Consider the following 15,269-nt stretch of genomic DNA (forward strand, 5'->3'; position numbering starts at 1 on the left):
TAGTTATAATGTTAACTCAATATTCTGTCAGGTATTATAGAATTTCAAAAAATTATCAACCGATTTAAACATTATATAATATGATAAAAGCCACATTTTGATATTTTTTTTTATGGCTACATTTGCAAAAAATTTGAAATATACAGATATGTTAAATACTGATAAGAAAAATCTTTTTAGCGAATTCCCCGAAGTATCTGCTACAGACTGGAAAAATGCCATTATAAAAGACTTAAAAGGTGCCGATTATGACAAAAAAGTAGTATGGAAAACACCTGAAGGTTTTGAAGTAAAGCCTTTTTATAGTTCGGAAGATTTAACTAACGTTACTAATCTTTCAGTTACAAGAGGATACAATACTGAGAATAATAACTGGGAAATTTCTCAGGAAATTATTTTAAAAAACATTATTGATGCAAATAAAGCTGCTGTTGATGCTCTTTGTAAAGGAGCTGACAGTGTTTCATTTATTATTCCTGAAAATATTACTGAATTAATTAAAAATCAGAATGATTTTTCAGCATTATTGAAAGGAATAAATATAGATAAAACAACAGTGAGATTTATTTCAGGAGATAATTCAGGTTATTTATTTGGTTTTCTTGATAACGAAATAAAAATTCAAAATATTGATTCACAAAAAGTAAAAGCAATTTTTGACTGTAGTCCTATTGGCGATTTAACAACAAAAGGTCATTTTTGCTCAGACGAAAATATATTTGCAAAAGCATCATCATTAATAACATCAACTTTTAAAAATTATCCACAAGTAAGATTGATAGGTGTTAATGGTTATAGCTTTAAAAATGCAGGATCTACAATTACACAGGAATTAGCCTATAGTATTGCAATTGCATCAGATTATCTTTCATTAATCTCAGATAATGGTGCCAATATCAAAACTATTGCAAATCATTTAACTTTCAATTTTGGAGTAAGCTCAAATTACTTCATGGAAATTGCAAAACTTCGCGCAGCAAGAGTACTATGGGAAAAACTTATAGAAGCATATTTACCTGATAATACTGAAGTAATTCCAATGAATATTCATAGCATTACTTCTGACAGAAATATGGCTGCATATGATTACCATACAAATCTTTTGAGAGAGACTACAGAATCAATGTCAGCAATAATTGGTGGCACACAGTCACTTACAGTTCGCCCGTTTGATATTGTTTTTGAAAACACAAGCGAAATCTCACAACGCCTTTCAAGAAATCTTCAGATAATTTTAAAAGAGGAAGCACATTTGAATAAAGTTGCTGATATTTCCGGTGGTTCATATTATATTGAAAATTTAACAAAGGAACTAGCAGAAAACGCCTGGAAATTGTTTTTAGAAATCGAAGAAAAAGGCGGGTATATAAAAGCTTTTGAAGAAGGATATATTCAAAAACAAATTGCAGAAACACAGCAAAAACAAGATTTAGCATTAGCAACACAAAATGAAACTTTGTTAGGAGTAAACAGATATCCAGATTTAAATGAGAAAGCAGCTGATCATTTTTCTAAAAATGAAAATGCTAACAAATCATGCGATAAAAATAAAAACATTGCTGAACCAATAAAAATTTACAGAGGATCTGGCGCTTTTGAAGCATTAAGATTAAAAACTGAAGCAATGAAACAAACTCCTAAAGTTTTTCTTTTAACTTTTGGAAACCTTGTAAGTTTAAAAGCTCGTGCATTTTTTGCAACAAACTTCTTTGGTTGTGCAGGCTTTAAAATTCAGGATAACGCAAGATTTGAAACAATTGAAGCAGGCATTAAAGCTGCAATTGATTCAAAAGCAGAGATTGTAGTAATGTGCAGTTCAGACGAGGAATATATTGAAGCAGTACCACAAATTGCAAAAGAATTGAAATCAAAAACTATATTGGTATTAGCAGGATATCCAAAAGAAATGATTGAGACATATAAAAAAGAAGGTATAGAACATTTCATACATCTTAAATCAAATCTTTTAGAAGAATTACAGAATTTTCAGAATATATTAGCAAAAAACATTTAAGTTTTTATTTATGAAGCCAAATTTTAAAAATATAAAATTAAATAGTGTAAGTTCTGTTAAGCCTCAAAAACAAACTACATCAAATAATGTTTGGGAACCAGCAGAACTAATAAATATCAAACCATTTTTCACAGAGGCTGATATTAAAAATGCGGAACATTTAAACTATGCTGCCGGTATTGCTCCGTTTTTACGTGGCCCATATCCTGCAATGTATGTAACAAAGCCATGGACTATCAGACAATATGCAGGATTCTCTACAGCCGAAGAATCGAATGCATTTTATCGCAGAAATCTTGCAGCCGGACAAATGGGACTTTCAGTTGCATTTGACCTTGCTACACATCGTGGTTACGATTCAGATCACGAGCGCGTTGTTGGCGATGTTGGAAAAGCAGGTGTTGCTATTGACTCTATTCTGGACATGAAAATTCTTTTCGACCAGATACCTCTTAACAAAATGTCAGTATCAATGACAATGAACGGAGCGGTTTTACCAATACTTGCTTTTTACATTGTTGCTGCTTTAGAACAAGGTGCAAAACTTGAAGAATTAACAGGAACTATTCAAAATGATATTCTTAAAGAATTCATGGTACGTAACACATATATCTATCCTCCTGTAACTTCAATGCGAATTATTGCTGATATTTTTGAATACACTTCTCAGAAAATGCCAAAGTTTAATTCAATAAGTATATCTGGTTACCACATGCAGGAAGCCGGTGCTACTGCCGATATAGAACTTGCATATACTTTAGCAGATGGCCTTGAATATTTAAGAACCGGAATTAAAGCCGGACTAGATATTGATAATTTCGCTCCAAGATTATCTTTCTTCTGGGGAGCCGGAATGAATCATTTTATGGAAATTGCAAAGATGCGTGCTGCTAGATTGTTATGGGCAAAAATCGTAAAACAATTTAATCCTAAAAATCCAAAATCGCTTGCATTACGTACACATACACAAACTTCAGGCTGGAGTTTAACAGAACAAGATCCGTTTAATAATGTTGCACGTACATGCGTTGAAGCATTGGCCGCTGCATTAGGTCACACACAATCGTTACACACAAATGCACTTGATGAAGCGATTGCTTTACCAACTGATTTTTCTGCAAGAATTGCACGTAACACACAAATATATTTACAGGAAGAAACAAATATTTGTAAATCCGTTGACCCATGGGCAGGTTCATATTATGTTGAATATTTAACAAATGAAATTGCACAAAAAGCCTGGAAACATATTGAAGAAATTGAAGAGCTTGGTGGAATGGCAAAAGCTATTGAGACAGGTATTCCAAAAATGAGAATCGAAGAAGCTTCTGCAAGAAAACAAGCAAGAATTGACTCTGGAAAAGAAATAATTGTTGGTGTAAATAAATACCGTTTAGAAAAAGAAGATCCTATCGATACTTTAGAAGTTGACAATACAGCTGTTCGCGAATCGCAACTAAAAAGACTTGACTTACTTCGCAAAAACAGAAACAACATTGAAGTTCAGGATGCTTTAGCTGCAATTACCAAGGCTTGCGAAACCGGTGAAGGAAATCTTTTAGAATTAGCAGTTGATGCTGCGAAAAAAAGAGCATCTTTGGGGGAAATTTCTTTTGCAATTGAAAAAGTTTACGGACGATATAAAGCTAACATTCGTATGATATCTGGTGTGTATTCTTCAGAAACAAAAGACAACGACAAATTTAATGAAGCAAGAAATTTAGCTGATAAATTTGCCGAAAAAGAAGGTCGTCGCCCACGTATTATGGTTGCCAAAATGGGACAAGACGGTCACGACCGTGGCGCTAAAGTTGTTGCCACTGCATATGCAGATATGGGTTTTGATGTTGATATGGGACCACTTTTCCAGACACCTGCAGAAGCTGCTAAACAAGCTGTAGAAAACGATGTTCATATACTTGGAGTATCCAGTTTAGCTGCAGGACATAAAACTTTAGTTCCACAAGTTATTGAAGAATTAAAGAAACATGGTCGCGATGATATTATGGTTATTGTAGGTGGTGTTATTCCTTCCCAGGATTATGACTTTCTATACAAAGCAGGTGTAGTAGGCATATTCGGACCGGGAACAAAAATTGCTGAGGCGGCAATTAAGATATTGAATATATTGTTAGGGAATTAAGAAACAATTTTAACACAAGACAAAGAGAGTAAATTTTAAATTTAGCAATGCAATAAGAATACTTAAACTTTAAAAAATAAAAATAAGCTCGCGAAGACGCAAAGGCACAAAGAATATAACAATTAACTTATATTGAGTTCAAGTTAAGTATGTTTTTTAATTTTAAACTTATAGCCGATGCCAAACAAAATATTTCCGATTAAAATTTTTCTTTTTTCAGTAGGTTCACTCGTATAGGCTATTTTTTGAAATGAATATCCAAAAGAAATATCGGACGAAAAATAAAAATTTTTTAAAAATTTAATTTTAAAACCATATCCTAAAGTTGGCTCAATAAGAAACATAGATTTGGTTTCATTATGATATAAAAAACCTGGTACCATATTAAATTCATGTTTTTTGAAATTCAAAATAGATATGTTTGATAAAAAGTATAAGTCAAAGACTCTTGCTTTTTTGTTTGGAATAAATTGAAATGATATTATTCCACCACGAATCTTTTTAAGTATCAATTCGTGCAAATAACCATCTTGAATTTGATTAGGACCATACTTTAAACCTACTTTTGATGTAAATTTCCCGTAAGTAAAAGTTAATTGAGGAATATAATTGATAGCATTTCTACCAAAATCATTTATATATTTTTCAACTGTGCTTACACTTAAGCCAAATTCAATCTTACTTTTAGTAGTATCCGTTTGACAAAAGCTACTAACAGATAAAAAAGCAAGAATAATTAATAATATATTTTTCATTTAACTTATCGATTAAAACATTTCTAATTTTCAATTATGAATAAATAATTAAACCAATATATAATAACAACATAAAATAAAGTAAAAAATTTAAATTTCAATTTACTAATATATATTTTAAGTAAAAATAAACTAATTTAACAAAATAACAAATAACATGCTTATTTAAATACTAATCTTTAACAACAGTCTTATTTTCGCAATTGAAATAAACGGTATAACACCTGTTTAGCCAATGCTCAGGATTATTGCTTATGTCATAAATCAGTAAGCATTTAGACGGATTTTTAATTGGCTTAAAAAATATAGTATCTTTTGAAGACTTTATAATATCATACCTTTCATTCATCTGTTTGTTAAACGAACTTGCTTTTCCATAAATCATATCAGTAAGTGAACTATAACCATTTCTACTAAAGGCAAGAAAGCCAAGAATAATACAAATAACAAAAATATTTACTTTTTTATTTGGACTTCGAATATTTCTTAATCTATTTTCAAAATAATTAAACCATACATTAAGGTTTATGAACCAAAATAAAATGAAAAAATAATAAGCAACATTTAGTGTACGGTGTTGTCCTAACATTCCTGTTGACCAATAAGCCGGAAAAACACTTATAAATAAAATAAAAAATAGGATTAACGTAGAATAAACAGGAGATAAATAAAAAGAAACTGAAAATATTTTTAATCTGCTGGAAAGGGTTTTATTTAAAAAGAAAAATAAAAATGACAGTAACAAAAGCGGAACTGAAGATAACCAGATAACAAAGAATCTTCCGGTTTGAGCAATAGAATAAATAACAGAATGATATAGATTATGAATATTGGAAAAATTGCTTTCCCTTATTGAGTTACCAGGCGCTAAGTATACCATTAATGAAAATATTAATGCTATTATAGAAATATAAATTGCAAGATTCTTATTTTCTAATTTATTTTTAAATTGAATAAACAAAAAGACAAATGAAAAGAACAATATTAACAACATTAACACTTCATTAAAGCCTATTGCAGAAATTAAAATTAGAGTTAATATCATTAAATGAATGATACTGTTCCCAAATATAAATTTCCTTTTAACAAATTGCCATAATAAACAAATTAATATAAGTGCAAAAATATTTCCCAGCTGATATGTTACAGCACCTGTATACCAATAAATACCTTCCGAAATAATTGGCATCTGATAAATAAACAACAAAGTAAGCAACAATGAAATAATGTAACTAATAATGTTACTTACAATATCACTTAATAATGTTTTTACAAATAAAAGGTATGAAAGAAAAGTCAAGACTATAATAAAAACAGGGATCAGTTTATAAAACAAAAACGAATTAAAAGCAATAGGGTTTATTAAAACAAAAACATTTGAAGTATATCTGCCATTCCAGTTTAAATATTCATTAATTAGTGTACTAAAAAAATCTAAAGCTTTTTCTTTGTGAGCATAAGTAAAATCATCTGCTGCCGGATTTGCATAAAAACTAAGATATATATACGGGAAAATAAGAATAACAAGAGAGACTAAAAATATCAGATTATTTTTCTGAATTTCTTTCATTTTTCAACTCACAAAATAACAGTTATATATTTACAATGTAAAGATAGTCTAATTACATAAATATTTGCATTCACAATAATCTACTTAAGCATATATTCAATTTCATTCTCAAAATATTAACTTTGCATAAATATTTCGCTATTCTTATTTATGCTTGATTTATACACTCGCCACCATAGTTTTAATAAAGCACTTGATTCTGTTAACAAATCAGAACCTAGTAATTCTTTATTAAAAGGTCTGAGTGGTTCATCACAGGCGTTTTTCATTGCATCAGTATTTCAAAATGCGAATAAAAACATTGTTTGTATTCTTCCTGAAAAAGAAGAAGCTGCAAATTTTTATTCAGATATATTCAGTATTCTTAACGAACAAAATGTTCTTTTTTTTCCATCTTCATTCAGAAAAAAATATAATATCAACGATTTAAATACTGCAAATTCTGTTATACGAACCGGTGTTTTAGAAAAAGTTTCTTCTGCCAGTAATTCATTGTTAATTGTTACATATCCCGAAGCTATTTCTGAAAAAGTTATAAGCAGTGAAAATCTTAGTGATAATACTTTAATACTACATAAGGGTGAAAAAGTCTCATCTTCATTTATTGAAGAAGTTTTAGTAAGCTATGATTTTGAACGCGCAGACTTCGTATACAAACCCGGTCAGTATGCATTTAGGGGAAGCATTATAGACATTTTTTCTTTTTCAGACGAAAACCCTTACCGTATTGATTTCATTGGCGATGAAGTTAACAACATACGCAGTTTTAATATCGAAAATCAATTAAGCATAAAAGAATTTGAAAAGTTTGCAATTGTACCAGATTTCAATCAGAAAGACGGAATCTCAGCAAATTCTACATTATTTTCATTCTTCAAAAATGAACCCATAGTATTTTTAAAAGATTCAGGTTTATTTGAAAAACAAATTGAACTATTTAATTCTAATAATTCCGAATTACTTGGAACTGCTCAGGAATTATTTGACAATACAACAAATTTCACAATTTTCGAAACCGGAGTAAGTTGCATAAAAAAGCATGATCAGATTTTGCAATTCAGTACTGCTTCACAACCCTCATTTAATAAAAACTTTGATTTATTAGGTTCTGATTTAATAGACAGAAAATCTAAAGAATACAAAGTGTATATTTTATCGGATAACCCACACCAGATTGAGCGGCTTAATGCAATTTTTGACGATATGGGTATTCCTGGACTTTTTGAAACAAGGTCGCTTAATATTCATGAAGGATTTATTGATAACGATCTTCAAGTATGTTGTTATACAGACCATCAGATCTTTGGAAAATACCATAAATACAAGTTACGAGATGATTTTTTGAAAAGCGAAACCATTACTCTTAACGAATTTTACAATCTGCATCCCGGCGATTACATTGTACATATTGACCATGGGATTGGAGTATTTGGTGGTTTAGAAAAAGTAAATCTTAATGGAAAATGGCAGGAACAAATAAGATTAGTATACAAAGACAAAGACATACTTTTTGTTAATTTACACTCACTGCATAAAATCTCAAAATATAAAAGTAAAGATGGCGATGTTCCAAAGCTTAATAAACTTGGTACTGGTGCTTGGACACGATTAAAACAACAGACAAAAAATAAAGTAAAAGATATTGCACGAGATCTTATAGACCTTTATGCAAAAAGATTACAACAAAAAGGTTTTGCATTTACTCCCGACACTTATTTACAAAAAGAATTAGAAGCTTCATTTATTTATGAAGATACACCAGATCAGGAAAAAGCTACTAATGCCTTAAAAGCTGATATGGAACAAGCTGTTCCGATGGACAGATTAATTTGTGGTGATGTAGGATTTGGAAAAACAGAAGTTGCTATTCGTGCAGCTTTTAAAGCTGTAACAGATAGTAAACAAGTTGCAGTGTTAGTTCCTACAACAATTTTGGCACTTCAGCATTATTATACTTTTTCTGACAGATTAAAAGATTTCCCTTGTAAAATTGAATTCCTAAGCAGGTTTAAAACTGCTGCCGAACAAAAAGAGATATTTAAAGAAATATCTGCAGGTAAAATAGATATTGTTATTGGCACACATAAATTACTAAACAAAGAAGTACAATTTAAAGATCTTGGACTTTTAATTATTGACGAAGAACAAAAGTTTGGTGTTGCTGCAAAAGAAAAATTACGTTCAATAAGAATAGATGTTGACACATTAACTTTAACTGCTACACCAATACCTCGCACACTACAGTTTTCATTAATGGGCGCAAGGGACTTGTCAATTATAAACACTCCACCACCAAACCGTCAGCCTGTTGTTACGGAAGTACACATTTTTAACGAAGACCTGATTCGTGATGCAATAAATTATGAACTTAACCGCAATGGACAAGTATTTTTTGTACACAATCACGTACAAAACATTCAGGAAGTAGAACTTTTAATAAAAAGAATATGTCCGCATGCAAGAACCGCAGTCGGTCACGGACAAATGAAACCGGCAGAACTGGAAAAATTGATGCTTAATTTTATTAATGGGAACAATGATGTTTTAATATCAACAACAATTGTAGAAAACGGTTTAGATATTCCGAATGCAAACACAATTATAATTAACAACGGGCACATGTTCGGCTTAAGCGACTTGCATCAGTTACGTGGCAGGGTTGGTCGCTCAAACAGAAAAGCATTCTGTTATATTATGGCTCCACCAATTGACACCTTACCCACTGATTCAAAAAGAAGATTAAGGGCAATTGAAGAATTTAGCGAATTGGGAAGCGGCTTTAACATTGCACTTCAGGATTTGGATATTCGTGGTGCAGGAAATTTACTAGGGGGGGAACAAAGCGGTTTTATTGCTGACATTGGATTTGATGCATATCAAAAAATTCTTCAGGAAGCAATGTTAGAACTACACGAAAGCGAATTTCAGAATATAACACCTGCACCAAAAACAGCCGATCTGTCTTCTGTTAACAAAGAGTACTCTCACGATTGCGTTGTAGAAACAGATATGGAACTTTTTATTCCGGAAAAATATGTTGAGAACATGTCAGAAAAAATTAAGTTATATCGTGAACTTGATAATATTGAAAACGAAAAACAACTTCAACTTTTTTCTGATTCGTTAACTGACAGGTTTGGGAAACTACCTAAAGAAGTTTTAGGATTATTTGATGTATTAAGGCTTCGCTGGAAAGCAAAGCAACTCGGTTTTGAAAAAATAATATTAAAACAAAACCGTTTTATTTGTTACTTTATTACCGATAAATCTTCACCATATTATAGCTCACCGTTTTTTAGTAACATTTTGCAATATATTCATACATCAAAAAGTGCTTCCGGATTAAAAGAAACTAACGATAAGTTGTCTTTGAATTTTGATAAGGTAAGCAGTATTGAAAAAGCAAATCAAATACTGGAAAGTTTTATTCAAAATGTAACAAATAACCGAAACGTTACTTATTAGCATATTCCCCGCTCTGAATCTTATCCCTTACCAGCATCAAAATATGGTCTTTATCAATTGGAGAGATTCTTGCTTCAAACGAACGCATTCCCATAGGAGAATTAAGCTCGTAATCTACAACCTGCACTTTTGAATTATCAAGAGAGTCAATAATACAATCGCGAACTTTTTCTAACATCTTTCCAGTAAAAAAATCTTCTAAACGTTTACCAATAACACTTTCAACGGGCACTTCCAATTCGTGATAAATATCCGGTTTAAAATATGAATATAAACCATTTCTATCAACTATAAATAACAAGTCAGGAATAGCATCCAATAATGCTTTGTATTTTTGTTCACTCTCGCGAAGATTTCTTTCAATATTTTTACGTTCAGAAATATCTCTGATACTGGCATGCATGTATTGTTTTTCATTTAAAGTAAGTACAGTTAAACTTACTTCAGCATCGAATACAGAACCATCTTTCTTTTTATATTGCCAGTAATATGTACTTTTTTCGCCATTGTATGCCTCAGCTATTTTCTTTTTTCTTTTTTCAACTGACAACATTCCATTAGGCTGACTTTCGGGCATAAGAGCAATAACATTCATCCCAACTAATTCTTCACGGGAATATCCAAACAGATTTTCTGATTTCTCATTACACTCAAAAACATTGTCCTTATCCACAATAATAATAGCATCACTCCCCTCTTTAAACATCGAGAAATATTTTTTCTGACTTTCTAAAAGAATTCTTTCTGTATTTTTTTGTTCTGTTATATCAATAAAATAGCCTAAAATATCAGTAATAACATTATCTTCATCTCTGATGTTACTTGCAAAATCTTTAACCCACAAATAACTGCCATCTTTACGCATCATTCTGTAAGGCGAATACTCTATATGAGAAGCATTTCTTGCTAATGCTTCTTTTCTTTCTTTTATATGAAATACATTGTCATCAGGATGAATCAATGAATCATATGTAACAATACCTGTTAAGAATTCATGAGGTGTATATCCCAGAATATGTTTAACATTCTCTGAGATATATGCTACCTTTGATGTATCTGTTGCCTTAACTCTTGCAATAACAACAGACCCTTGCAGAAACATATTTCGCTCATCAAGCAAAATTTTGTTAGTTGTATGAATTTCTTCATCAACTTTTTTAAGGCGTGAAATATCGGTTATTGAACCTGCCAAACGAATTGGTTTGCCATTTTCATCATGCATTAAAACACCCCTTTCAATTACCCAAACAAAGTGCCCGTTTTTATGTTTTAATCTGAGTTCGTTTTCATAATACTGTGTTTTTCCATCAAGATAATCATCCAAACATTTTTTTGCGTGGTCATAATCATCTTTATGTATAAATCCATCCCGAACACCAAACTCATTTTTTAATTCATAATCTTCATATCCAAGTAAGTTTTTCCACCGTGGTGAAAGATAAACTGTATTTTCTAAAATATCCCAATCCCAAATACCATCATTTCCACCTTTAGCAACCAGGGCATAACGTTCTTGAGTTTCTTTAAGTTCGTTTAAGTTCTTTTCACGTTCAGAAACATCAAGAGTCCAAATAAGTACACGATAAATTTCTCCTCTATGATTCATAACCGGATCGAGATGGGTTTCATTCCATACTTCCATTTCCCTAATTACTATCATTTCCTTATATACAATACTATGGCCCTTTTTTGCTTCTTCAAACTTCTGAATAAAATTTTTCTGCCTTTCTTCACCTGGAACAAAATCTAACACATTATCACCGCGTTGTATTACCCTACTAAATTCCTTCATAATAACATCGCGTGCAGCTTTATTAAATGTCACTACCTTATAATTAAGATCGCTTAAATAAAATCGCTGGATACTACTATCAAATAAAGGTTTTAATTCATTTTTTGTTTCTTCTAAATCTTTTTCAATCTTTTTGTTCTCGGTAATATCTAATATTGAAATACAAAATCTATCAATATTATTATTTTCCTGATAAACTACCGGGTAAATTGTTATTTTTAAATACCTGTATTCTTTTCCAATTAACGCAGATCTTTCAAGAAAATGTGAAACACCTTCTAATGCAGATTTAAATAAATTATCCAAATCATCATGTGACAAAAAATAAAACACATCAAAGATTGAATCACCTGCAACAACTTCTTTATTAAAAGTTTTAATCTGATAACGTTGTGCTAATTTATTCAGCTCTATCAATTGCAATTCTTTATCAACCAAATAAATAGCCTCGGTAGCACCATTAAAAATTGCTTTTAAATTTGCTATATAGTTTTTAGCCGATTCTTCGGCCTTCATTTTTGAAGTAATATCTTTACAATAACAAACTAAACCAAATACTTCATCAATTTCATCATTAAGAACAGACAATGATAGAAAAGCATGCTTTATTTCTCCTTCATTTGAAACAAAAGAAATTTCAGTTTCTAATCTTTCAGTTTCTAATGTTTTTTCTAATATATTTGAAGTAATATCCCCATTTCCTTTAAAAAGATCATGAAAATTTAGTCCATTTATTTTTTCTCTTTTTAATCCAAAAATTGATTCAGCACCTTTATTGCAATAAGTTATTTTCCCATTTAGTGAAATTGTAAAAATACCATCATTAATATGATCAATAAGATTTTCACTAACCCTTGCATGATGATCATTCTTATGTTTTGAAAAAACCAAATCAATTGTAATTCCAAGCGTAACTTTATCAATCGGTTTAACAAGGTAACCATAAGTTGATGATTTTAGTGCCTTACTTACAGTTGTTTCATCAGTATAACTTGACACATAAATAATCGGAACATCATATTCATGATAAATTTTTTCAGCAGCAGTAATCCCATCAATACTTCCCGGAAGATTTATATCCATTAGTACTACATCAGGTCTGGTTTCCCCGCATTTTTTTATTGCATCTGACGCATCAGTATATGCACCAAGAACATCGTGCCCTAATTCATTTACGAACAGTGAAAAAACCGTTAACAACATCTTATCGTCCTCAACGATAATTATTTTCTTTCCCTTCATCTGCTAATTCTTAAATAAATCTGAAAATTATTTAATTTTACTCCCAAATTGAAAATGCACTTTACAATAAAAATACAAATTTACAAGAAAATAATATTTAACGAGTTTATAATTACTTTTAAATTTATTATTTGATGATGAATATTTAAATTATTTAGATTAGAATTACATTTCAAATGAATTTAACCATAGATATAGGAAATTCTAATACCAAGATTTCTAGATTTGCAAACAATAATATTATTGATTCACATATTGTTACCAGCAATCAGGATATATTGGAGTTAACTGCAAAAGAAATTTCAGATAATAATATTAATTCTATTATTGTTTGCTCTGTTAAAGATTTTATTCCAGAATCACTTATTTCATTATATCAAACTGTTAACAATTTTATTGTATTTTCTCACCAAACCAAAATTCCAATAAAAAATTCATATTTATCACCAGAAACTCTGGGCTTAGATAGACTTTGTGCAGCAATAGGTGCGTTTACATTATTTCCGAATAATAATTGCTTAATAATTGATGCAGGTACAGCAATTACTTTTGACTTACTAAATAATAAAAATGAATATTTAGGGGGAGCAATTTCACCAGGTTTAACAACAAGATATAAAGCACTTGCTCATTTTACAAAAAGACTTCCTGAATTAAGTTATTTAAATGAAATTAACTATCCCGGAAATAATACAATAAATTCGATACATGCTGGCGTCCAATACGGAATACTATATGAAACAGAAGGATACATAAATAATTTAGAGAAAAAATATAATAACTTAAAAGTTATAATTACAGGTGGTGATTCCATTTTTTTTGAAAGAAACTTAAAAAAACCCATCTTTGTACAACCAAATCTTGTTGCATTAGGCTTACATCGAATTTTAGAAATTAATGAAAAAAACATTTAGTATTATTATCATTTTATGTGCTATGCTTGGAATTAAAGCAGGTGCACAAAGTTTTTCAAGCTCACCTTATTCAAGGTTTGGTATTGGAGATTTAGCCGGAAATTCATTTCAACCAGGGCTTGCAATGGGAGGAACAGGAATTGCCTTACGCTCAAACCATGCAATAAACAGCATTAATCCAGCATCATATACTGCTTTCGATACACTTTCATTTATATTTGACATATCAGTTACCGGAAGATTCACAACTTACAAATCTGATGCTGTGAGTAATAAAGTTAACAATATTGATTTAAGCCACTTTTCTGCAGGTTTTCCGGTTACTAAATGGTGGGCAAGTAGTATTGGATTATCTCCATACAGCAATGTAGGTTATGACATTTCTGATATTAAAACAATCGATACTTTAAACCTTGAAAACACCTATAGGGGTAACGGTGGAATAAACCAATTTTATATTGGAAATGCATTTAGATTATTTACAAAATCAGATACTCTCACAAGAATTCTGGAAGAAAATAAAAAATTAACATTTTATAACACTAAAAGCCTATCTGTAGGATTTAATACCTCATATTATTTTGGCGCATTAGAAAGACATACTTCATCTGTTTTTCCAGATGAAGCAAATGTATTTGACATGTACACCTCAGATAAAATCATTATAAATGATTTAGGATTCAGATTTGGAGCACAATACATTTATAACCATCAGGAAATTACAAGAACAGAAAGAAAAAACAAATACACAATTATTGCCGGATTTACCTTTGATAACCAAAATGACATGAATGCTAAAAATACCTCAATGGTAACAAAGTATTTAAATATTGGCGGAACTGTAAAGATTGACACTATCGAAAACCAGGTAAATAAAAAAGGTGCTATACGCTTTCCAATGAATGTAGGTGTAGGTTTTGCTTATATTAGCAAAGACAGAGTTACTTTTGCTCTGGATTACAGATGGCAACAATGGTCAGCTGCCCGATTCTTTAATATAAACGACTCTCTTTCTGACAGTCACACATTAGCATTTGGAACTCAAATAAACCCAGACCCATTTCGTCAAAACAATTATTTAAAAATGATACACTACAGATTAGGTGTACATTATACTAAATCGTATTTAAATCTAAGAAATACAAATATAACTGACTATGGTTTCAGTTTAGGGTTTGGCTTACCATTAAGAAAACCAGACAAGGGCGAGGTATCTGGATTAAGAAAAAAGCTTCCTACAATAATTAATGTTGCATTAGAAGTTGGACAAAGAGGAACAACAGCAAACAGCCTAATAAAAGAGAACTATTTTCAGGTAACAGTAAACTTAAGCCTTTACGATATCTGGTTTGTAAAGAGAAGATTCAATTAATA

Annotated in this window: 8 protein-coding genes; 5 read left to right on the forward strand and 3 right to left on the reverse strand. The window is 30.6% G+C overall.

Annotation, left to right across the window (positions count from 1 at the left end; all coding sequences use genetic code 11):
- Positions 1-112: 112 nt before the first annotated feature.
- Both HY951_00950 and scpA read left to right on the forward strand, forming a co-directional pair.
- On the forward strand, positions 113-2,014 hold the full coding sequence (locus HY951_00950) for a methylmalonyl-CoA mutase small subunit (protein MBI5538597.1): 1,902 nt from the start codon (positions 113-115) through the stop codon (positions 2,012-2,014).
- 10 nt (positions 2,015-2,024) lie between these two features.
- Positions 2,025-4,157, forward strand: a complete 2,133-nt coding sequence (gene scpA, locus HY951_00955; GenBank protein MBI5538598.1) for a methylmalonyl-CoA mutase — start codon at positions 2,025-2,027, stop codon at positions 4,155-4,157.
- 143 nt (positions 4,158-4,300) lie between these two features.
- On the opposite strand, the gene HY951_00960 is transcribed toward scpA, so the two are convergent.
- Together HY951_00960 and HY951_00965 are read right to left on the reverse strand one after the other, a co-directional pair.
- On the reverse strand, positions 4,301-4,912 hold the full coding sequence (locus HY951_00960) for a hypothetical protein (protein ID MBI5538599.1): 612 nt from the start codon (positions 4,910-4,912) through the stop codon (positions 4,301-4,303).
- A 172-nt stretch (positions 4,913-5,084) separates the two neighbouring features.
- A complete protein-coding gene (locus HY951_00965; protein ID MBI5538600.1) occupies positions 5,085-6,482 on the reverse strand; it encodes a hypothetical protein in 1,398 nt (465 codons plus the stop codon).
- A gap of 150 nt (positions 6,483-6,632) precedes the next feature.
- Between HY951_00965 and mfd the strand changes: the two genes are divergently transcribed.
- Complete coding sequence (gene mfd, locus HY951_00970; GenBank protein ID MBI5538601.1) at positions 6,633-9,947, forward strand: transcription-repair coupling factor; 3,315 nt, start codon at positions 6,633-6,635, stop codon at positions 9,945-9,947.
- On the opposite strand, the gene HY951_00975 is transcribed toward mfd, so the two are convergent.
- On the reverse strand, positions 9,937-12,981 hold the full coding sequence (locus HY951_00975; GenBank protein MBI5538602.1) for a PAS domain S-box protein: 3,045 nt from the start codon (positions 12,979-12,981) through the stop codon (positions 9,937-9,939). The genes mfd and HY951_00975 overlap by 11 nt on opposite strands.
- 176 nt (positions 12,982-13,157) lie before the next feature.
- Between HY951_00975 and HY951_00980 the strand changes: the two genes are divergently transcribed.
- Positions 13,158-13,895, forward strand: a complete 738-nt coding sequence (locus HY951_00980) for a type III pantothenate kinase (GenBank protein MBI5538603.1) — start codon at positions 13,158-13,160, stop codon at positions 13,893-13,895.
- Complete coding sequence (locus HY951_00985; GenBank protein ID MBI5538604.1) at positions 13,879-15,267, forward strand: hypothetical protein; 1,389 nt, start codon at positions 13,879-13,881, stop codon at positions 15,265-15,267. Before HY951_00980 ends, HY951_00985 begins: the two co-directional genes overlap by 17 nt.
- Positions 15,268-15,269 lie beyond the last annotated feature (2 nt).

The sequence above is a fragment of the Bacteroidia bacterium genome, assembly GCA_016218155.1.
GTDB lineage: Bacteria > Bacteroidota > Bacteroidia > Bacteroidales > GWA2-32-17 > GWA2-32-17.